Source organism: Salinisphaera sp. S4-8 (genome assembly GCF_040361235.1).
Classification (GTDB): domain Bacteria; phylum Pseudomonadota; class Gammaproteobacteria; order Nevskiales; family Salinisphaeraceae; genus Salinisphaera.
On record NZ_APNF01000001.1, the window covers coordinates 191,500 to 212,498 of the forward strand.

A 20,999-nucleotide genomic window follows, 5' to 3' on the forward strand; every position below is an offset into this window, starting at 1 on the left:
CTAGAACTGATAATCCAGCGTAGCGATCACCTCGCGGGCATAGCCGTAGTAGCAGTTGTTGGGGCTGAAGCAGGCCTCGACGTATTCCTTGTCGAATACGTTGTTGGCGTTCAACCGCAGCGTCGCCCCGTCAAGTGACGGCGCGAATTCGCCCAGCTTCACGCTGACCATGGCGTCGCCCAGGGTGTAGTCCGGCACTTTCACGTTGTTCGCGGCATCGGCATAGCTTTCGCCCACATAGCGCACGCCGGCGCCCACATCGATCGCGGAAGTCAGGTCGTATTTCGCCCAGGCGGAGGCCAGCTGATCCGGCGTACGGGTGAAGGTATTGCCGGCAATCACACCCTGATCGGGCACGCTGTCCTGATACTCGACATCGCTATTCGAGTAGGAGGCGATTACGTTGAGTCTGTCGGTGATATCTGCACGCGCGGACAACTCGATGCCTTTGGACTGTACGTCGCCCACGCTATCGAAGCGGGGCGGGCTCACGGCGAAACGCTGCAACACGTTTTCCTGCGTGAGGTCGTAGACCGCCAACGTAAACATCGCATCCACGCCGGGTGGCTGGTATTTCAGACCGGCTTCGTATTGATGGCTTTCCACGGGCGGCGCCACGCTGCCGTTGGCCGGCGTATAGGCCGTCGGGTTGAAGCCTTCGCTATAGGACACATAGGGCGACAACCCAAAGCGAGACTGATAGAGCAATGCAGCACGCCCGGTAAATGCATCGTCGCTACGATCGGTGCGTTCGCCGCTGGTGCCGTTGACGTATTCACGCTTGAGATAATCCTGGCGCCCGCCCAGCACGAGATGGAACCGGTTCCATTCCATCTGATCCTGCAGATAGAAGCCGACCTGGCGGGTCTTGCGATCATTGGGTGCAAGCAGGCTGTCGTCGTCGAGAATCGGGGCGCCGCCGTAGTTCGGGTCGAACGGATCCAGCGAGGTCGCCTGAAAGCCGCCCGCATAACGTACCGTGTTGTCGCGCTCTTCGTAGCCGAAACCGACGACCATACGATGCTCGATATCGCCGGTATCGAATGCGACTTCGCCGTAGTTATCGAAGCTCAGCGCCTTGAGATTTTCTTCGGCCCGGGAGTAGAAACGCGTTAGCGTGGCCGGCGGATCGCTGGGGTCGGCGGTGAAGCCGTTCTGATAAACCTGCTTCAGCGAGGTATCGACGTCGGAGTATCGACCTTTCGAGGTCAGCGTCACGTTGTCGTTGACTTCGTGATCGAGCTGGAACGAGAACAGGTTGATATCGCGGTCGAAATCTTCGTAGTTGCGTGCGCTATCCACCCATTCGTCATCCACCGTGCGGCCGAAGCGATCGCCGTTCACGCTGATGTCGTAGGGCACCGACCCATGGAAGCCACCTTCCGGGTCGCGCTGGATATAGGCCTGCAACAACAGCGAGGTGTCGTCGGCGAGATTGAAGCTGACCTGCGGCATGATCGTGAAGCGTTCGCGCTCGACCACGTCGTACTGGGTATCGCTGGTTTCGCCGCTGACCGTCACCCGGTAATTACCGATATCCGCGTTCGGCAAAGGCCCGGTCACATCGAGGCCCGCGCCGTAGGTGCCGAAACTGCCGCCATAAACCCGGGCCAGGCCCTGCTGTTCGTCGAGCGGCTTCTTGGTGACATAGTTGACCAGCCCGCCCGGCTGGGCGCGCCCATAGAGTGCCGAGAGCGCGCCCTTGATCACGTCGATGCGCTCGAGAAAGAACGGATCGATCTGGATGTTCGAATAGGCGCCGGGATCGTTGGCCAGGCGCATGCCATCGAGGAAGGTGTTGTTGATATCACCGCCCGGAAAACCGCGCAGTGCGATGGTGGTCTGGCGCGACGACGAGCCCGCCAGGCCGGTGAATACGCCGGGCGTATAGCGCAGCGCATTGTTGATCGTGCGCGCGCCCTGATCTTCAACCTGCTCACGCGGAACCACGTCGATGGCCTGCGGCGTTTCGATCAAGGGCGTATCGGTCTTGGTCGCCGCGCGCGTGGCATCGGCGGAATAGCCGGTGGTGGGCGCGTCCGCACTGTTGATCGCCTCGCCTTCGACCATCAGCGGGGCCAGCGTCTGCGAACCCAGGCGCTGATTCCTCGCGCCGTCGTTGCTGCCGGCATCAATCGTGGGCAGCGATTCGACGGCGCCGTCGGCGTTTTCAGAATCACCCGACTGCGCGAACGCGCTCGCCGGTAACACCGATATCCCGAGGCCGAGTGCGCTACAGACGGCGATATGCACCCAGAACCGGCGGTTGATTTGCGCGTGCGCTGCCTTGTGTTCGAAATCCGACATTCCCCACGTCTCTCCCTGACGAAATGAACCCGGTGCCACAGTCGAATTACGCGACACCCCTGTTAATGAGAATGATTGTTATTCATATTATCGATCCCGTCAATGAAACTGGCATGACAGTTTCGCCCGGGCACAAAAAAGCCTGGACACAGACGATGCTGTGTCCAGGCTTGGGGAAAGCCGCTGTTGAGCCGCGGTCGCTGGCAGCTTGGCTGCCTTAGGTATTGAGAATGACCCCGCCGTTGAGATGCAGCGTCTGGCCGCTCATGTAGGACGACTCTTCACAGGCCAGATAGACATAGGCCGGAGCGATTTCACTGGGCTGCGCGGCCCGATCCATGGGCACCTGGCCACCGAAGTGGGCGGTTTTTTCAGCGTCGAAGCTTGCCGGAATGAGCGGCGTCCAGACTGGGCCGGGCGCGACCGCATTCACGCGTATGCCACGCCCGACCAGCGACTGGGCGAGCGAACGCACCAGCCCCTGGATCGCGCCCTTGGTGGCTGAATAATCGATGAGCGTATCGTTGCCCTTGAAGGCATTCACCGACGAGGTGGCGATGATCGTATCGCCCTCGCCCATCTGCGCCGATAACGCCTTGCACAGATAGAAGTGGCTGAAGATGTTGGTCTGGAAGGTGCGCAGCAGCTGGTCGTCGGGAATCTCGGTGATATCGTCCCAGTCGTACTGCTCAGCGGCATTGTTGACCAGGATATTCACGCGCCCGAACGCGGCCAGCACGTCATCGGCCAGCTGATAACAGAACGCGGGATCCCCGACGTCGCCGGCATATACCGTACAACGCGCGCCGCGGGCTTCGACCAGGCGTTGCGTCTCGGCGGCATCGTCGTGCTCTTCCAGATGCACGATCGCCACATCCGCGCCTTCTGCGGCGTAATGCACCGCGACCGCGCGCCCGATGCCGCTATCACCGCCGGTGATGAGCGCGACCTTGCCCTTGAGCCGATCCGTGGCCCGATAGCTATCACGGATATATTCCGGCTCGGGCCGCATGGCCGACTCGTCGCCGGGCTGTTCGGACTGGGACTGCTTGGGCTGCTTCTGATCACTCATGGCGGCAGAACTCCTTGGGGATAAACGCTCCCGACTCTAGTTCTGCCGCCGCGGTGCAACCATCCGTTTAAATGCCGAGACGCCAGGCGCTGGCGTCCTGCGGCAGGGCCCTAATGGAAAATCGCGACGTTCTGGCGACCCACCACGATCGGCTGGCCGGCATGATTCCAGACCCGCATGGCCTGCGAGGAATAGCCATCGGCGCTGTGCTCGGCCACGCTCTGGCTCAACCACCAGCCGTTTTCGGTACGCGGGTCGTCGTCGAGCACATCGAACATCCACGTCATGGTGCTGATCGGCGCCAACTCGCTGAAACTGGCCATCGCCGCCGGCGGCAGCGCATCTGCCAGGGCCGCCAGGCCCACCACCACCGGGTCGATTTCAGCGTCCCGGTGGCGTAGCCAGATGACATATTCGGGATTATCCGATCCGCTGACCGGCATCGAGCCGCCGGCGAAACGGCCTTCGAAATGCTGGGTGAAATTCGGGGCGGTGCCGCCGGCGCGCTCGAAGAAGGACTCACACGCATCGGGGTCAGCCACCTTCGGCGCTGCAAGATCGGCCTGGTCCACTTTCGAATCCCGTGCCTTGCCGAAGCAGAAGGTGGCACGCGCGGCGATCTTGTCGTCGCTGAGCATGTCGACCGTGATGAACGCCGTGGACTTGCCCTGGCGCACCACCACCGGGCGCAGGGCCACATCGGGCCCGGCGGGGCCGATGAAACTCAGCAGCGCGCTACGCAGGGGCGGCAAGTCCCGGCCGTGCTGCTCGTAGATCGACTGCAGACACAGCGCCGCGGTCAATCCGCCGTAAATGGCGCGCCCTTGCAGCCAGTCATCCGGCACATGAACACGACAGACATCGTCATCACAGGTCATGCCCGCCAGCAGTTGCGATAGCGGCGTACGCGCATCGGCATCGGTCATCTTCGAAATCCTTGCACAAATCAAAGCGCAAAGATTAGCGCAATACGCTAGCGTATGGAAAAATAGCGGATGCTGTCAGGCGCGACAGGACAACAGCGTGCGCTGCATATCGGCCAACGTGGGGAAATAGTAGTCGGGCGCTTCGGCCTCGAGTTCGGCGCGACTGCCATAGCCGTACCCCACCGCCGCGTTGGCCACGCCGTTGTGACGCGCACCCATGAGATCGAACGACCGATCGCCGATCATCAGCGCATCGCCGGCCGCGATCTTCTCTTCGCGCAGGATATGCGCGATCAGAGCATGCTTTTCGGTACGCGTGCCGTCCAGTTCGCTGCCGTAGACACTGCAGAAGTACGAATCCAGCCCGAAATGCTGCACGATCTGGCGCGCATAGAACCAGGGCTTGGAAGTCGCCACGAACAACTGGCGACCACTGCCCTTCAACGCGGCGAGCAGTTCGACAATGCCCTGATAGAGCCTGTTCTCGTACATGCCGCTACGCCCGAATCGCACCCGATAATCGTCGACCGCGGCCTGTGCCTGCACCGCGTCGAACCCATAGAATTCGATGAACGATTGCTTGAGTGGCGGCCCGATGAAACATTCCAGCCGGGCGAGATCGTCGACCTGAACGCCCTGACGGGACAACGCATACTGCACGCAGCGCGTGATGCCTTCACGCGGATCGGTGAGCGTACCGTCCAGATCGAAAAGCAGAACCTTATGGCGCATAAACGAAACTCTCTCCTGGCCCTCGCACCGTATTATCGCTTGCGCGCCGCGAATGGCTCGCGACGCCTATGAAACATATGCAAGAACCCGGCCGCCCGCGGTTTAGCGCAATCGCGGTGTTGCTAACCGTCGTGCTGCTCGCGTCGCTGGCCGGCTGTGCCAGCCTGCAAAGCCAAGGCGCGATCTATCAGCGCGGCGAGGCGGCCTATTATGCAAGCGCGTTCGACGGGCGCCGCACGGCCAGCGGCGAGCGCTTCGATTCGCGCCGTCTGACCGCCGCCCACCGGAGCCTGCCTTTTGGTACCCGGGTGCAAGTCACCAATGAGAACAACGGCCGCCATGTCGTTGTGACCATCAACGACCGCGGGCCCTATACGCGCGGACGCATCATCGACCTGTCGCGGCGCGCGGCTGAACAAATCGGCATGATTCGTAGCGGCGTAGCACCCGTTACGCTGCGGGTGATCGACTAGCGGATATTCCTAGAGTTGTGCGGCCGCATGCCGGCCGGCACAGCGCCCGGAAAAGATGCAGCCGCCGAGGAATGTGCCTTCGAGCGCGTTGTAGCCGTGATAGCCGCCGCCGCCGAAACCGGCGACTTCGCCGGCCGCATACAGGCCGGGAATCGGCTGGCCTGATCCATCGAGCACCTGCCCGTCGAGATTGGTATGCAGGCCGCCCAGCGTCTTGCGGGTGAGGATATGCAGACGCACCGCGATCAGCGGGCCGTTGGCGGCATCGAGCAGCTTGTGCGGCGTGGCGGTACGAAAGAGCTTGTCGCCGAGATACCGGCGCGCGCCGTAGATGGCCGTGATCTGGGCATCCTTTGAATAGGCGTTGTCGATCTGGGCATCTCGGGCCACGATCTGGGCTTCGAGCGCAGCGCGATCGATCAGATCGCTGCCGGCCAGCCGGTTCATGCCCGCCACCAGTTCGTCGAGGTTGTCGGCCACGACGAAATCCTCGCCGTGCTGCTTGAACGCCTCGACCGGCGGCGGCGCGCCTTTCGACAGTCGGCTCTTGAGCACTTCGCGCCACTGCTGCGAGGTCATGTCCGGATTCTGTTCGGAACCCGACAGGGCAAACTCTTTTTCGATGATCTTCTGGGTGAGTACGAACCAGGAGTAGTCGTAGCCCGTTGCCAGAATTTCGCGCAGTGTGGATAGCGTATCGAAGCCCGGCAGACAGGGGGCGGCCAGGCGCTGGCCGGTCGCATCGAACCACAACGAAGACGGCCCGGGAATGATACGAATGCCGTGCATGGGCCAGATCGGATCCCAGTTCTTGATGCCTTCGGTGTAGTGCCACATGCGATCGCTGTTGATAATCGCCGCGCCCGCGTCACGGCTGATATCGAGCATGCGTCCGTCCACGTGATGCGGCACGCCCGAAATCATGTGCGCCGGCGCCGGCCCCAGTCGTTCGACCGGCCAGTTGGCCCGCACGCGTTCGTGATTGCCGCCGATGCCCCCGGCCGTGACCAGCACCGCGCCGGCACTGAATTCGAATTCGCCTTGGATGTCGCGGCTGGATTGCTGGCCCCGCTCGACGGTGCTCGGCGCGAGGACCTCGCCGGCCACGCCGGTGGCCGCGCCGTCGGTCATGATCAGCCGGCTGACCTGATGCCGGCACTTGAGCGTGATCCGCCCGCTTTGCATGTGTTCGCGCACGCGGCGTTCGAACGGCGCCACCGTGCCGGGGCCGGTGCCCCAGGTCAGATGAAAACGCGGCACCGAGTTGCCGTGCCCGCTGGCCAGTGAACCACCCCGCTCGGCCCAGCCCACGACCGGAAACCAGCGCATGCCCTGTTCGTACAACCAGGGCCGCATTTCGCCCGCGGAGAATTCGATGAACGCCTCGGCGACCTTGCGCGGCCAGTAATCCTCGTCACGATCGAAGGCGGCCGAGCCGAGCCAGTCATTGAGCGCGAGTTCCGGACTGTCCTTGATGCGCATGCGCCGTTGCTCGGGCGTATCGATCATGAACAGCCCGCCGAGCGACCAGAACGCCTGGCCGCCGATCGAGTTCTCGCCTTCCTGTTCGACGATCAAAACGGACTTGCCGGCGTCCGCCAGCTCGGCGGCTGCGACCAGCCCGGCCAGCCCTGCGCCGACCACGATACTGTCTGCGTCTTCCGCCATTCGCTGCCCCTCGTCCCGCACTATTTTTTATCTGGTCCGAGTGTAGCCACCCGCTCTAACAGCGGCTAGTCGACACCGATAGTAAATTTCTAGTCACGTGCGATCAGCCAATCCGCAATCTCGCCCCAGGTTTCGGCCAAGGCCGTTTCGCTGGACACGATGCCCACATGCCCACCCTTGATCGTACGGCAAGTCACATCGTCGGTGGCCACGAAACGCGTCATCGCCTAACTGCAGGATGGCGTGACGATTGGGTCGCCCCGCCCGCTGATATTGAGAATCGGCGCCTGCACGTCCGACAGGTCGGCGGGTGGATCGGGCATGGGCAGATGGCCTTCACCGAGCACGTTGTCGATCCACAGATAATCGATGAAATCAGCCACCACACCGCCTGGGTAGGCCACCATGTCGTCGAGAAAGGCGGCGTTGGTGGCGTGATTGCTGACGTAGTCTTCGTCATGCAGATTCGCTAGAAGGCCCATATAGCTGCGAATCGCGGCGCTCGGACTCGTCGCCTTGAACACCAGCGAGTTCAATACGCCCGGGGAGCGCAACAACGACGTGGGCAGGCCATGCGCGGTCAGCCCGGTCTTGTCGTGGGTCCAGTGCCCGGCGCGGGCCAATGCCTTGTAGCGCTCGCCGAGCACGCCGTTGTCGTGGTAATCCACCGGCGCGCCCACGAGCACGAGGTTGGCGATTCCCTGCGGCGCGATCGCGGCATGACAAAGACTGAACAGGCCGCCGAAACTCCAGCCGTGCAGATTCAACCGCTCGACGCCACTGTGCGCACGCACACGATCCAGCGCGGCCGGCAACAGCCGATCGAAATAATCCGCCAGATGCAGATCATCCTGGCCGCGGCCGGGACGGCCCCAATCCACGAGATACAACTCGAAGCCGCGGGCGCGCAGATACCGCACCAGGCTGCGCTCGGGGAACAGATCGTAGATGAGCATGTTCACCGCCAGCGGCGGCACGATCACCAGCGGCGTGCGTTGTGCCGTCTGGGCCACCGCGACGCGGCTGCCATTGGCGAGCACGATTTCTTTCTCGGCCAACGGCGGGTAATAGCGCAACGACACCAGACCGTCGTCGTGGATGATCTCAAACGGCGTCTGGCCAGCCTGCACGAGCGCCTGCCGGTCGAAAACACGCTGTCGCAAATGCCGCACCCGCGCCCGGTTACGGTCGAACTGACGGCCGATACGTGTACCGACGGAGGATAACAAGGACATGGACAAACGCGCCTCGATCTCGAAAGGGACCGAGTCTAGGCGATTTTGCTGCGCCGCAACAACTCGCCCCGATTGTGTTCGATCGCCTGTATCGGATTCCGGCGCAACGCCGATCTTGGTTTGAAACGTCGATCGGTCATACCAACCGTCCTCGCACATACAGCGACGGAGCCCGTCATGCAGTACCGCACGCTCGGCAATAGCGGCCTGAAAGTTTCCAAACTCACCCTCGGCACCATGACCTTCGGCGGCGAAGGCTTCATGTCCAAGCTGGGTAACACCGGCGTCGAAGACGCCCGCAAGCTCATCGATATGAGCATCGACCACGGCGTGAATCTATTCGATACCGCCAATATGTATTCGGCCGGCATGTCCGAGGAAATCCTCGGCAAGGCGCTGGGCGACAAGCGCAACGATGTGCTCGTGACCACGAAGGTGCGGTTTCCCATGGGCGACGGCCCCAACGAAGGCGGGCTGTCGCGACTGCATATTCGCGAACAGGTCGAAGCCAGCCTCAAGCGGCTGAATACCGACCATATCGATCTCTACCAGCTGCATATGTGGGACGGCACCACGCCGTTGGAAGAAACGCTGCAGCTCATGGACACGCTCGTCGGCCACGGCAAGATCCGTTACTACGGCATCTCCAACTTCTCGGCCTGGCAGGCGATGAAGGTGATGCAGGTCTGCGAACGCGAGGGCTTCACCAAGCCGATCAGCCAGCAGATCCACTACACGCCGCAGGCGCGTGAAGCCGAATACGAGCTCATGCCGATGGCCTATGATGCGGGTCTCGGCACCATGATCTGGAGCCCGCTGGCCGGCGGCCTGCTCTCCGGCAAGTATCGCCGCGACCAGGATGCGCCGGAAGGTACGCGCTTCTCCGAGGGCTGGCAGGAACCGCCGATCCACGACGAAAAGCGTCTGTTCGACCTGATCGAAACCCTGGTCGAGGTCGGCGATGCCCACGGCGTATCCGCGGCCCAGGTGGCCCTGGCCTGGATCACCGAACGCCCGGGCGTGACCACGGCGGTAATCGGCGCCCGCAAGGCGCATCAACTGGAAGACAACCTCGCCAGCGCACAGCTCGAACTGAGCGCCGACGAGCATGCAGCGATCGAACGCGTCAGCCGGCCGCGGCTGATCTACCCGTACTGGCACCAGGCCATGAACGCCAACGACCGCTTTAGCGCGGCCGACTGGGTGCTGCACGCCGACCATGCCGAGGACTATCAGGACTGATAGTCGGTAAACCGGCCCGAAGGTCGGCCGTCAATTACGGCCGACAGACTGCCCCCCCGGCATGGGAACGTGCCGTGGGGTTTTTTGTTTCAGTCACCGTCTCGGAGCGGGATGCTCGCCGCACGTTTTCAATCGACGCTGAGTTCAACCTGCGATTGGTTTTCACGCTGCGCCGCGGAAAAAATTCGAGCGATGGGGGAGAGATTGAAGACTTAAAATCCGAAGCGTTCGCTTTCGGAATCGACGTTGCGGGTTGATTTCGGCTTGGGGTTTCGCGCTGCTGCGCGAGTGACTTTCATTTGCTTGTCCAAATGAAAGTAACCAAAGCAAAGGACACCCTGTCTTGCGTCGGCGCTTCGCGCCGATACCCTCCCATCGCAGCCAGCAAGCGGGACGGCCGGAAACTCGCTGCGCTCAAACATCCGGCCGTCTTTTCCGCTTGCTGGCTGCGCTGCTCAGCGCTGCGCCCAAGGGGCCCGAATACAGACAAGCTCGCTGGCGCTCGCTCGATGCCCCGTTTTGTTTATGTCGGATTGGCCACGGGCTAATCCGGCGGTAGCTCGGTGCCTGGAGGTTTTGGCGTACCCGTACTAATAGCTTGACCGAAGGGCGTCTTCGGTTTGTATGCGGGCCCCGTTAGTACAGCGACGCAGAGGCGTAGTGGCGACGGGTGTCCGGCGCACTGCGCCGGTGCGCGCAGCATGTCTGAGGATCGCCAAAGCGATCCGAGTTCTGCGCGCATCCCGTCGACTCTGCGCATCGGAGTGCACCGGCGAAGCCGGCGCTGTGCCGGGTGTCTTTTGTGTTGGTTACTTAAATTTGGACAAGCAAATGAAAGTCACTCGCACAGCAGTGCGAAACAGAAGGAACGACTAGCTCGCGAATACCAAAAAGCGCGTGGCTCAATCGCGGGATTTCTTCAGCCAGAACAGGAACGAGTGCCGACTCTTATCCAGTACCCAACCTCAGTAACAATACCCGCCAAAGAGTTTGAGCAGAACAACATGCGACCATACGACCCGTGATCGACCTCCACAGCCATTCCACGCGCTCCGACGGCCGCCTGACGCCCACCGAACTCGTCGCCCGCGCCGCCAACGCCGGCGTCGAAACACTGGCGCTGACCGACCACGACACGATCGACGGCCTGGCCGAAGCACGAACGGCCGCCAGCGCGCACGGCATACGCCTGGTCAACGGCGTGGAAATTTCGGTGACCTGGCAACGGCGTACGCTGCATGTCGTGGGCCTGGCGTTTGAGGCAAACGACGCCGGCCTAACCGAAGGCCTAGCCGCCCTGCAGCAGGTCCGCCGCGATCGCGCCGAGCGCATCGCATACAAGATCGAAAAACAGGGGGTTGCGAATGCGCTGGAACGCGCACAAGAACTCGCCGGCGACGGCCAGATAACGCGCCCGCATTTCGCCCGGCTGCTGGTCGAGGACGGCATTTGCCGCGACAACGCCCGGGCCTTCAAACGCTATCTACGCCCCGGCCGAGACGGCCATGTATCCGTGGAGTGGACGACTTTGCTGCGCGCCGTGCAATGGATCCACGGCGCGGGCGGGATTGCGGTACTGGCGCATCCCTTCGGCTACGGGTTTTCGGGCGCCTGGCGTCAACGCGCGGTGACCGCGTTCGCGGCGGTCGGCGGCGACGGCCTGGAAATCTGTACCGGCACCACCGACCGCCAGCAGGAAGTCACCGCCGCCCGCGATGCGGATCAACACGGGCTGGCCGGATCAGTGGGTTCCGATTTTCATGCGCCGGAACAGTTCTGGCTCGCGCTCGGGCGACTGCGCGCGCTGCCGGGCGGCATGCGCAGCGTCTGGGACGATCCGCGCTTTGGCGACTGATGGCCGATCAGTACACGTCGCGCAGATAGCGATGCTCTGAGGACAGCGTTTCCACATACCGCTTGGCCTGGGCCTCGTTCATATCGCCCTGCTCCATGACGATATCGTGCAGGGCTTTGTCGACATCCTTGGCCATACGCTCGGCATCGCCACAGATATAGATCACCGCGCCCGCTTCCAGCCAGGCCCAGAATTCGCGTGCCTGTTCACGCATGCGGTTCTGTACGTAGACCTTTTCCTTCTGATCACGCGAAAACGCCAGCGTCAGCCGGCTGATCAGCCCGCTACTGCGCCATTTTTCCAGCTGTTCCTTGTAGATATGATCCTTGGCCGACTCGGGGTTGCCGAAGAACACCCAGTTCTTGCCCGCGTCGCCACGCGCCTCGCGTTCCTGCAAAAACGCCATGAACGGGGCGATGCCGGTGCCGGGGCCGATCATGATCGCCGGGTGATCCGGATCCTTGTTGACCCGAAATTCCTGACTGGGCTGGATGTACATCGGCACTTCACCGTGGCGCGAAAGACGCTTGGCCAGAAACGTCGATGCCACCCCCTTGTAACCGCGCCCATACACGGCCGTCTTTACCACCGCGACCGTGGTATGGATTTCGTTTGGGTACTGCCGCGACGAGGAGGCAATCGAATACAACCGCGGCTGGAGCGGGCCGAGCGCATCGACCATGTCCTGTAATTTCGGCCGGGCACTCGGGTAGACCCGCACGATTTCCAGCAAAGTCTGGCCTTCTTCCACGCCGCGCTCGGCGAGCATGCGCAGATCTTCGGCTTCATCCGCATCGGTAGCCGATTCCGCCAGCACCGAGACGACATCGTCGCTGGGCTTGGTGATATCGACGTCCTTGAGCAGCACCTCGCGCAGGAGCTTGTTTTCGCCGTCGTGGGATTTGACCTTTTCACCGCCGGAGGCATCGATATCGGCAAGAATGGCGTCCACGGTGCGCGGGTCGTTCTCGGGATAGATCCCCATGGAATCCCCGGCCTCGTATTCGATGCCGGAATCCCCGAGGTCGATCACCACATGGCGGGTGTCCTTGCTCGAGCCTTCAGCGTTGAGCGGCGTGCTCGACTTGAGCTTGGCCATGTAGGGGTTGTCGCGTGTGCCCAGCGGCGCTTTCTTCTTCGGCTTGGGTTCGGGTTTGGGCTTGTCTTCCTCTTCGCTCGCACCGCCCTTGGCCGCCTCCTGCTCGGCCACCAGCTCCTTGAGCTTGCGTTCGGTTTCCTTGGCGCCCGGCACACAGCGGTTGAGATCCTCGCCTTCGAAGGCGATGGCTTCTGCATAGGTCTTGCACAGATAGCCGCACTGTCCGCAGTCAAGCTGGGCCATGGCGGCCATGAGCTGGCGTTCATGCGGCTTGCCTTCGGCAAGCTCCATACGCTCGTCCATTTCCAGGCCCGGATCGTGCCAGGGAAAGGATTCCTTGGCCTCGCCGCTGCCCTGCTCGGCGCCGCCGAGCGAGCCTTCCCAGCCAGCCAGCGCCGATATCAGGCCGTTGAGCCATTCGCGCTGTTCGGCCTCGAACGGCGCGTCTTCGGGGATCAAATCGACTTGTGTGGGCATCCTGTTCTACCTCGTACGCGGGCATACGATGCTGTTGCCCGCTTCGAAAAATTCCATCCGCAGATTGCGCAGATGACGCAGATTTGAAGAAAGTCGAAATGGCTGTTCCTGGAAAACGCCGATAAGCGACTTCGCATGCAAATATTGAGCAACGCCCTTATTCAATCTGTGAAATCTGCGTAATCTGCGGATCACTGCCTTCGACCCTGAAGGCCTAATCAGGCGGAGTGCTGCTGCGTTTCGTCGGCTTCCTCGGGCCTACGGTCGTAGTCATCCGTGGCGGCTTCGTCGCGCTCGGTTTTGACCTCTTCCGGCGTATCGGCCTGGGCCTCGGCTTCGGAATAGGCTTTTTCCTCGGATTCGGTTTGCGCCGCGGCTGCCTTGTCCGAGCGCTGGGCGAGGCGCTCGCGCAGCTCGTCGATGTTCTGGCGCCGTGCAAAGGCAACGAAGCGCTCGCCGTCGTGGCGTTCTTCCAGATACAGACCGAGCAGGTTTTCCAGATAGGCGTTCAGGTGTACGACCGGAATCGAGCTCGCCAGCTCGCGGGCGATGCCTTCCTCGCTTTCGTAGCCGCCGCCGATATAGACGTGGAAACCATCGACCTGATCGGCCTCTTCCGGATCGTCGGCGTCCGGGTCGGCCACGCGCGCACCGAGCAGGCCGATATCGCCCACATAATGCTGGGCACAGGAATTCGGGCAGCCGGTCATATGGATATTGAGCGGCTCGTCGAGATCCAGTTTGGCTTCGAGATGGTCGACCAGCTTGAGCGCGTTGCCCTTGGTTTCGGCGTTGGCGAACTTGCAGCCAAAGCTGCCGGTACAGGCCACCATGCCGGTACGTGCGGGGCTGGCGTTCACGTGCAGGCCGAGTTCCTCGATACCGCTGACCAGGGCGTTGATGTCGGACTTGTCGACGTTGCCGAGCACCAGGTTCTGCCAGACGGTGGTACGCATCTTCGAATCGGCATAGCGGTCGGCAAGATCCGCCAGGCCGTGCATCTGTTTTACGGTGAGCTTGCCAACCGGCAGTACTACGCCGGCGTACTGTTTATTGTCGCCGTGGTCGTGAATACCGATATGGCCGGCTTTTTCGACCGGATGCCGGGCCTCGCAGCGCGACAGCGGATAACGCCGCAGGGTGAACGGCAGCTGCTTCTGAACCTCGCGCATGAACTTGTCGAAGCCCCAGCGATCGAGCACGTATTTCAACCGTGCCTTGTCGCGACTGGTGCGATCGCCGTTGGCCAGAAATACATGCAACACCGCATGGGCCACGGGTACGCATTCCTCGGGCTTGAGCATGACGCCGGTATCGCGGGCGAAATCCTTGTGCCCGGTGATGCCGCCCAGGCCCATCCGGAAATACGGCCGGCGTGGCAGCGGGCCGTCGGCTTTCGGGAGCACCGCCGAAAAGCCGATGTCGTTGGTGCCTTCCAGCGCGCTGATACGCCCACCGCCGTCGAACGCGATATTGAACTTGCGCGGCAGCCCGTAGAGCTCGCGATGATTGAGGATATGGTGGTGCATCTGCTTGCAGTACGGCGTGACATCGATCAGCTCGTCCGGATCGATGCCGGCCAGCGGGCTGCCGGTAATGTTGCGAATGTTGTCGCCGCCCGAGCCCTGCACGATCAAGCCGACGTCGGCCAGGCCGCTGAGTACGTTCACCGGATCCTTAGCACCGATCTCGCGAATCTGCAGATTGGCGCGCGTGGTGACATGGGTATAGCTACCGCCGTAGGTTTCGGCCAGATCCGCCACTGCCCGAAACTGGTGGGACGAGAAAATACCGCCGGGCATACGCAGCCGACACATGTAACTGTCCTGATTGGGCGCGACATAGAACATGCCGCGGCCCTTCATCAGAAAGACGTCTTCGCCCTTGGGGTATTCGCCGGCGTTGGCCAGCTGCACCATCTCGTCCCACATGTCGTTGGGGTTGAGATCGGCCTTGGCCTGTTCCTGGCTGGTCAGCTCGCCGCCCATCGCCTGGGCACGAATGCGCGCCTGCGAATGAAAATCGTCGGGGCGCAGACGCTTGCCGGTCGTCAGCCCCGTCATGCCGGGCACGCCGCGGGCGATATGCAGCCCGGCGGTCACGCCCTTGAGATAGCGCTGCTGTTCTTCGTCGAAACTCTGGTCGGTCATGTTGGGCTCCGAATCGTTAAATCACGAGTCGTGTTCTTGAAGGCGTCATCCGCGGATCAACGCCGGTCTACGCAGATAAAGGACGCAACCGACCGCGAATGTCGGTTCGCGAGGATCGATTGAATTCGTTCGCGGGCAAGCGATGAACGAAGAAATCGTCCGCAAATGAACGCGAATAAACGCGAATGGCACAGCGGCTGTAAGAACCCACCGGCCGCGAGCGCAACAGGGCGTTCCGGACGACCATCCTTTCTTCTACAAAAACTTTTCCATCTGTTCTCATCTGTCCATTCGCTCGCGCCGGTTCTCTTCTTTCCTGTCTTGTCTGCGTAAATCTGCGTCGATCTGCGGACAAAGGTCTTGTCTGGAATCCGCGTAGACGGTGACGTCTGTTCATAACCATCGTTGTCGTCATTCTTCGCCCGCTTCGGCAATCAGCGCGGCGATTTCGGGCTTGCAGGAACCGCAGTTGGTGCCCGCGTCGAGCGCTTCGCCCACGGCCGCAACTGAACCCAGCCCCTGTTCGTTGATCGCGCGCAGAATGGTGTTGCGGCCCACGCCGAAACACGAACACACCTGCGGGCCCGGATCGGCACCCGGGTCAGCGGGCCGGCCAGCCAGCAGGCCGATACGCTCGGCCTCGTCGACCGGTTCGCCGGTGAACAGCCCGGCCAGCCAGCTGCGTTCGGGCAGTGCAGCCGGCTCGGGGGCAACGAATACACAGGCTTCGATATGCCCGGCATCCATATGGGCGGCGCGATAGCGGCCGGCTTTCGCGTCCGCGGCTTCCATCCAGTCGGCCGTGCGCTCGCCCACGCCAATCCAGCTGCGTGCAGTCGTCGCCCAGTCGCCGGGCACGTTCAGGCCGGCGACTTCGTAGCGATAGAAACGCTCGCCCGGCACCTTCACCCAGTAGTCGATGCTCGCCTCACCGGCCAGCAGCAGCGGCCGGCTGGCCAGAATGAAGCCGTGCCAGGCAGCCTTGAAGGGCGCGATCGCGGCCGGCGTATGTTTGAATTCGGGTTCGCCCGAAATCGGGCAGACCGCCGGATTGGCCAACGCACCCACTCGTGCTCGCGCGGCGAACTGGTCATTCCAGTGCATGGGCACAAACAGCGTGCCCGCGCGTTGTGCTGTGGTCACGATCACCCGCACATGGGCCTGGCCCCACGCCGTCGAGACGGTCGCGATCGCCCCGTCGACCACGCCGTAGCGTTCGGCATCGGCGGGATGTACCTCTACGAACGGTTCGGGAATATGGGCCGACAGGCGCGCCGACTTGGCGGTACGCGTCATGGTGTGCCAGTGATCGCGTATGCGCCCGGTATTCAGTGCCAACGGCCATTGTTCGCTCACCGCATTGGCCGGGCCGCGCGGCGTGACCGCCACCAGATGCGCCTTGCCATCGGCGGTGGGATACACCCCGTCGACAAACAGACGCCGGCTGTCCTGTTCGGCGGCCATCGCCCCCACCGCACGCAGCGCCTGGGTGGCATGCACCGGCCAGCGCACGGGTTCGAGGGCGTCGTATTCGGCGTCGTCGATCTCGGCCAGGCCTTCGAGATTGAGCACGCGATCGCCGTCGTTTTCGAAGGCGGTCAGCGCGGCATGCTCACGAAAGATCGCGGCCGCGCTATCGAAGGCGAAGCCCTCGGCAAACCCCATCCGGCGGGCCACATCGCAGATGATGTCCCAATCCGCACGCGCCGCGCCCGGCATGGGCAAGAACGAACGCTGGCGGGAAATGATGCGCTCGGAGTTGGTGACCGTGCCGCTTTTTTCTGCCCAGGCCGCGGCAGGCAGCAGTACGTGGGCACGGTCGACCGTATCGGTATGCCGCATGCAATCCGATACCACGACGAACTCGCAGGCCTCGAGCGCGCGCCTGGCACGATCGGCATGCGGCAGGCTCACCAGCGGATTGGTGGCCATGATCCAGACGGCCTTGATCTCGCCGCGCTCGATGGCCTCGAACAGCTCGACGGCTTTGAGTCCCGGTTCGTCAGCAATGGCCGGCGAGCCCCAGAAGCGTTGTACCCGCTCGGCCGCGTCGAAGCCCATATGCGCGGCCAGCGTGCTGGACAGCCCGCCGACCTCGCGCCCGCCCATCGCATTGGGCTGGCCGGTGATCGAGAACGGACAGGCGCCCGGCTTGCCGATCCGATCGGTCAGCAAATGGCAATTGAGAATAGCGTTGACCTTGTCCGTGCCCGCCGAGGACTGGTTCACACCCTGAGAAAACACCGTCACCGTACGTTCGGTTTTTGCGAATAGCGCGAAGAAGGCGGCCACGGTTTCGGCGTCCACGCCACAGGCTTCGGCCACCGCTTCGATATCGCTCATCGGCTGCGCTTGGGCGAGCGCCTCGCTAGCACCGGGCAGATCGCTTTCGATGCCCTGGCCGGCCAGATAGGCCAGCAGGCCGTTGAACAGATGGACGTCGGTGCCCGGCGCCAGCGGCAGATGCAGATCGGCGCCTTCGGCGGTGGCTGTACGGCGCGGATCGATCACGACAAGTTTCTTGTTGGCATCCCCTTCCTGCGCCGCGACGATGCGCTGGTAGACCACCGGATGACACCAGGCCGTATTCGAGCCGACCAGCACCACCAGATCTGCAAGCTCCAGATCTTCGTAGCAGCCGGGCACTACGTCCTCGCCAAAGGCTCGCTTGTGGCCGGCCACCGCCGACGACATGCACAGCCGCGAGTTGGTATCGATATTGGCCGAGCCGATATAGCCTTTCATCAGCTTGTTGGCGACGTAGTAATCCTCGGTGAGCAGCTGGCCGGAGACATAGAACGCCACCGCGTCGGGGCCGTGCTCGGCGATGATCTCGCCAAAGCGCGTCGCGACTTCATCGAGCGCGTCGTCCCAGCTCGCCCGCCGACCATCCACCATGGGATACAGCAGCCGATCATTCAGGCCCACGGTATCGGCCAGGGCCGTGCCCTTGGAGCATAGACGGCCGCGATTGGACGGATGCGCATCGTCGCCGGCCACACTGACCGCATCGTCATCGACGACGGCATTCACCCCGCAGCCCACACCGCAGTAGGGACAGGTCGTACGTGTGGTCACGGCGCTCATCACGCGGCCTCCGCGTCGATCGGTTCCTGCTGCGCTACATAGGCCTGGCCGAACAACAGCAGATCGCGAAAGCCCGATACATCCACGCCTTCGCGCATGAGTTTGAAATACCAGCCGCCGTCGCGGGTATCGCCATAGAGCACGACACCGGCGATACGGTCGTCACGCAGCACGATGCGCTTGTAGACGCCGCGGCGCAGATCGGAGAACACCAGCGCCTCGCTGCCCTCGCTGTCGGAAAAATCGCCAGCGGAATAGACATCGATGCCGGTAACCTTGAGCTGGGTGGCGGTTACCGAGCCTTCGTATTGGGTATGGCCGCGATAGGCCAGATGGTTGGCACAGACCTTGGCCTGATCCCACAACGGCGCGACCAAGCCATAGACCGCCTGGCGATGCTCGACACACTCGCCCACGGCATAGATCCGCGGGTCGTAGGTCTGCATGGTGTCGTTGACCACCACGCCCTTTTCGCAATGCAGACCGGCTTTTTTCGCCAGTTCGACATTGGGCCGAATGCCCACCGCCATGACCACGATATCGGCGGCCAGCTCCGAGTCGTCGGCATCGTCGAAACGCAGGCCGGTGACCTGACCGTTTTCATCGCCGAGAATGGCCGCGGTCTTGGCGCCCATACGAAACGACAGACCGCGCTGGGCCAGCGAGTACTGCAACAGCTCGGCCGCACGCGGGTCGAGCTGGCGCTCCATGAGCGTTTCCATCAAATGCACGATGGTCACGTCCATGCCGCGCTTGTGCAGGCCGTACGCGGCTTCGAGGCCCAGCAGGCCGCCGCCGATGACCACCGCCTTGCCCCCGTTGGTACTGGCCTCGACCATGCGATGAACATCGCCGATATCACGAAAACTGATCACGCCATCGAGCGTGTGGCCGGGCACGGGCAGAATGAACGGCGTGGAACCGGTGGCCATGAGCAGCCGGTCGTAGCCGATCTCACGCCCGGATTCGGAGACCACCATGCGCCGGCGCCGGTCGATATCGACCACCGCTTCGCCGGTATACAGAGTGATGTCGTGGTCTTCGTACCAGTCGCGTCCGTGGGTTTCGATTTCAGCGAAATCCTTGTCGCCCGCCAGCACCGGCGAGAGCATGATGCGGTTGTAGCTGGCATGCGGCTCGGCACCGAATACGGTGATGTTGTAGCGCTCGGGCGCGGCGTCGAGCAGGTCTTCGAGCACGCGCACGCCAGCCATGCCGTTGCCGATGACCACCAGATCGAGCCTGGGTTGGGTTGCGTTATCGCTCACCGCACGGCTCCTATGCCGGTTCCGGCGAATCGCTGCCACGGACCTTGATCGGGTCGTCGCCGGCCGAGGCGGTATCGAAGGCCGCTTTTTCTTCGGCCAGCACCTCGGCCGAGAAGCGCACGAAGAAGGCGAAGAACGAACACACGATCACCGCGCAGCCGAGAATCATCAGCCCCTGGCCGTAGGACAGCGATTCGCTCTTGAACAGAAAGCCGGCCAGTACCGCGCCGGCATTGCCGCCCGCACCCACGATGCCGTTCACACCACCCAGCGCCTTTTTGTTCATGAACGGCACCAGACCGAAGGTCGCGCCTTCGGACATCTGTACGAACAGACTGAACACGATCATGGTGGCGATGGCGGCGGCCAGCACTTCCATCTGCGAAAACGCAATCAGTGCGATGCCTTCGATGAACATGGCCAGAAACAGAAAGCGCACACGCCCGTTCAGGCCCATGTAGCGGGCAGACAGATCAGAAAAGAAGCCGCCCATGGTGCGCGCGAAGATGTTCATCAGGCCGAACAGGCCGGCGATGAGCCCCGCGGTTTCCAGATTCACTTCAAAGTTGTCGAAGAAATAGATCGCGGCGACGTTGTTGATGGTCAGCTCGACCCCGAAGCAGCCGGCATAGACCACGAACAGTGCCCAGACCCGATAGTCCTTCGCCGCCTTGCGAAAGCTAGACCAGCCGCTGTTTTCGTCCTTGGCCTCGGGGATCTTGCCGGCGGCGCGCAAGTCCGAATAGTTGCCGTCGGGCGCGTCCTGGGTGAATTTCCAGTAGGCGATACCCAGCACAAACAGAATCACGCCCGGCACCACCATGGCCAGACGCCAGCCCAGTGTTTCGCTCACCCCAAGCGATACGATCGCAGCAAAGATCAGCGGCATGACGATCTGGGTGGTCCCGCCGCCGAGATTGCCCCAGCCCGCGGTGGTGGCATTCGCCGTGCCCACGATATTGGGCGCGAACATCACCGAGGTGTGGTACTGGGTAATTACGAACGATGCACCGATTGCGCCGATACACAGCCGCGCCAGCAGAAAGCTTTCGAAGCTGTCGGCAAAACCGATACACATCACCGGAATCGAGCCCAGAATCAACAGCGACGAATAGGTCTTCCTCGGACCGAACTTGTCGCACAACGGGCCGATGAGCAGGCGTACCAGCACCGTAATCGCCACCGAGGCGATGATGGTCGAACCGATCTGGGACTTGTCCAGCCCGAGGTCTTCACGCACCACCGCCATGAGCGGCGCGATGCCGAACCAGCCAAAGAAGCACAGATGAAAGGCCAGCCAGCTCATGTGGAAGGCCCGCATCTGTACCGATTTGAAATCGAACAGGCGGATGCGGGTCGCTTTATTGGCAAGTTCCATGATTCAGGCGCTCCAGCGGATGAAATCGAT

General features: G+C 62.5%; 15 protein-coding genes and 1 pseudogene. 4 read left to right on the forward strand and 12 right to left on the reverse strand.

The window, feature by feature from the left end; translation table 11 throughout:
* The 4 genes from S4A8_RS00905 to S4A8_RS00920 form a co-directional block, all read right to left on the reverse strand.
* Entirely contained in the window at window positions 1-2,307 is a 2,307-nt protein-coding gene (locus S4A8_RS00905; protein ID WP_353218663.1) for a TonB-dependent siderophore receptor, read from the reverse strand.
* Window positions 2,308-2,524: 217 nt separating this feature from the next.
* Window positions 2,525-3,379, reverse strand: coding sequence for an SDR family oxidoreductase (locus S4A8_RS00910; RefSeq protein WP_353218664.1), 855 nt, complete (start codon window positions 3,377-3,379; stop codon window positions 2,525-2,527).
* 110 nt (window positions 3,380-3,489) lie between these two features.
* Window positions 3,490-4,305, reverse strand: coding sequence for a thioesterase family protein (locus S4A8_RS00915; protein WP_353218665.1), 816 nt, complete (start codon window positions 4,303-4,305; stop codon window positions 3,490-3,492).
* Window positions 4,306-4,380: 75 nt separating this feature from the next.
* Complete coding sequence (locus S4A8_RS00920) at window positions 4,381-5,037, reverse strand: HAD hydrolase-like protein (protein WP_353177029.1); 657 nt, start codon at window positions 5,035-5,037, stop codon at window positions 4,381-4,383.
* A 77-nt stretch (window positions 5,038-5,114) separates the two neighbouring features.
* Between S4A8_RS00920 and S4A8_RS00925 the strand changes: the two genes are divergently transcribed.
* Window positions 5,115-5,510, forward strand: coding sequence for a septal ring lytic transglycosylase RlpA family protein (locus S4A8_RS00925; protein WP_502950691.1), 396 nt, complete (start codon window positions 5,115-5,117; stop codon window positions 5,508-5,510).
* A gap of 9 nt (window positions 5,511-5,519) precedes the next feature.
* On the opposite strand, the gene S4A8_RS00930 is transcribed toward S4A8_RS00925, so the two are convergent.
* From S4A8_RS00930 to S4A8_RS00940, 3 genes are all read right to left on the reverse strand, one after another.
* Window positions 5,520-7,178, reverse strand: coding sequence for an FAD-binding dehydrogenase (locus tag S4A8_RS00930; protein WP_353218667.1), 1,659 nt, complete (start codon window positions 7,176-7,178; stop codon window positions 5,520-5,522).
* Between the two features lie 89 nt (window positions 7,179-7,267).
* Window positions 7,268-7,402, reverse strand: a complete 135-nt coding sequence (locus S4A8_RS00935; RefSeq protein ID WP_353218668.1) for a hypothetical protein — start codon at window positions 7,400-7,402, stop codon at window positions 7,268-7,270.
* Window positions 7,403-7,405: 3 nt separating this feature from the next.
* Complete coding sequence (locus S4A8_RS00940) at window positions 7,406-8,413, reverse strand: alpha/beta fold hydrolase (protein WP_353218669.1); 1,008 nt, start codon at window positions 8,411-8,413, stop codon at window positions 7,406-7,408.
* A 177-nt stretch (window positions 8,414-8,590) separates the two neighbouring features.
* On the opposite strand from S4A8_RS00940, the gene S4A8_RS00945 reads away from it, so the two are divergent.
* From S4A8_RS00945 to S4A8_RS00955, 3 genes are all read left to right on the forward strand, one after another.
* Complete coding sequence (locus tag S4A8_RS00945; protein WP_353218670.1) at window positions 8,591-9,655, forward strand: aldo/keto reductase; 1,065 nt, start codon at window positions 8,591-8,593, stop codon at window positions 9,653-9,655.
* A 74-nt stretch (window positions 9,656-9,729) separates the two neighbouring features.
* Window positions 9,730-9,912 carry a hypothetical protein gene (locus S4A8_RS00950; protein WP_353218671.1) on the forward strand — a complete coding sequence of 61 codons (183 nt, stop codon included), beginning with the start codon at window positions 9,730-9,732 and terminating at the stop codon, window positions 9,910-9,912.
* Window positions 9,913-10,676: 764 nt separating this feature from the next.
* Window positions 10,677-11,510: a PHP domain-containing protein gene (locus S4A8_RS00955; protein WP_353218672.1), complete on the forward strand. Its 834-nt coding sequence runs from the start codon at window positions 10,677-10,679 to the stop codon at window positions 11,508-11,510.
* A gap of 7 nt (window positions 11,511-11,517) precedes the next feature.
* Here S4A8_RS00955 and S4A8_RS00960 read toward each other — a convergent pair whose 3' ends face one another.
* The 5 genes and pseudogenes from S4A8_RS00960 to S4A8_RS00980 form a co-directional block, all read right to left on the reverse strand.
* On the reverse strand, window positions 11,518-13,086 hold the full coding sequence (locus tag S4A8_RS00960; protein ID WP_353218673.1) for a sulfite reductase subunit alpha: 1,569 nt from the start codon (window positions 13,084-13,086) through the stop codon (window positions 11,518-11,520).
* Window positions 13,087-13,304: 218 nt separating this feature from the next.
* Window positions 13,305-15,236, reverse strand: coding sequence for a NirA family protein (locus S4A8_RS00965; protein ID WP_353218674.1), 1,932 nt, complete (start codon window positions 15,234-15,236; stop codon window positions 13,305-13,307).
* 411 nt (window positions 15,237-15,647) lie between these two features.
* Window positions 15,648-18,323: a molybdopterin-dependent oxidoreductase gene (locus S4A8_RS00970; protein WP_353218675.1), complete on the reverse strand. Its 2,676-nt coding sequence runs from the start codon at window positions 18,321-18,323 to the stop codon at window positions 15,648-15,650.
* Between the two features lie 35 nt (window positions 18,324-18,358).
* Window positions 18,359-19,537, reverse strand: a pseudogene (locus S4A8_RS00975) (NAD(P)/FAD-dependent oxidoreductase); the annotation flags it as partial.
* Between the two features lie 64 nt (window positions 19,538-19,601).
* A complete protein-coding gene (locus S4A8_RS00980) occupies window positions 19,602-20,969 on the reverse strand; it encodes a NarK family nitrate/nitrite MFS transporter (protein ID WP_353218676.1) in 1,368 nt (455 codons plus the stop codon).
* Window positions 20,970-20,999 lie beyond the last annotated feature (30 nt).

Bases quoted from the DNA above. Each gene is read 5' to 3' on its own strand.
- S4A8_RS00925 (WP_502950691.1), top strand. From the start codon at position 5,115: ATGCAAGAACCCGGCCGCCCGCGGTTTAGCGCAATCGCGGTGTTGCTA.
- S4A8_RS00930 (WP_353218667.1), bottom strand. From the start codon at position 7,178: ATGGCGGAAGACGCAGACAGTATCGTGGTCGGCGCAGGGCTGGCCGGG.
- S4A8_RS00920 (WP_353177029.1), bottom strand. From the start codon at position 5,037: ATGCGCCATAAGGTTCTGCTTTTCGATCTGGACGGTACGCTCACCGAT.
- S4A8_RS00935 (WP_353218668.1), bottom strand. From the start codon at position 7,402: ATGACGCGTTTCGTGGCCACCGACGATGTGACTTGCCGTACGATCAAG.
- S4A8_RS00905 (WP_353218663.1), bottom strand. From the start codon at position 2,307: ATGTCGGATTTCGAACACAAGGCAGCGCACGCGCAAATCAACCGCCGG.
- S4A8_RS00965 (WP_353218674.1), bottom strand. From the start codon at position 15,236: ATGACCGACCAGAGTTTCGACGAAGAACAGCAGCGCTATCTCAAGGGC.
- S4A8_RS00940 (WP_353218669.1), bottom strand. From the start codon at position 8,413: ATGTCCTTGTTATCCTCCGTCGGTACACGTATCGGCCGTCAGTTCGAC.
- S4A8_RS00910 (WP_353218664.1), bottom strand. From the start codon at position 3,379: ATGAGTGATCAGAAGCAGCCCAAGCAGTCCCAGTCCGAACAGCCCGGC.
- S4A8_RS00980 (WP_353218676.1), bottom strand. From the start codon at position 20,969: ATGGAACTTGCCAATAAAGCGACCCGCATCCGCCTGTTCGATTTCAAA.
- S4A8_RS00970 (WP_353218675.1), bottom strand. From the start codon at position 18,323: ATGAGCGCCGTGACCACACGTACGACCTGTCCCTACTGCGGTGTGGGC.
- S4A8_RS00945 (WP_353218670.1), top strand. From the start codon at position 8,591: ATGCAGTACCGCACGCTCGGCAATAGCGGCCTGAAAGTTTCCAAACTC.
- S4A8_RS00915 (WP_353218665.1), bottom strand. From the start codon at position 4,305: ATGACCGATGCCGATGCGCGTACGCCGCTATCGCAACTGCTGGCGGGC.
- S4A8_RS00960 (WP_353218673.1), bottom strand. From the start codon at position 13,086: ATGCCCACACAAGTCGATTTGATCCCCGAAGACGCGCCGTTCGAGGCC.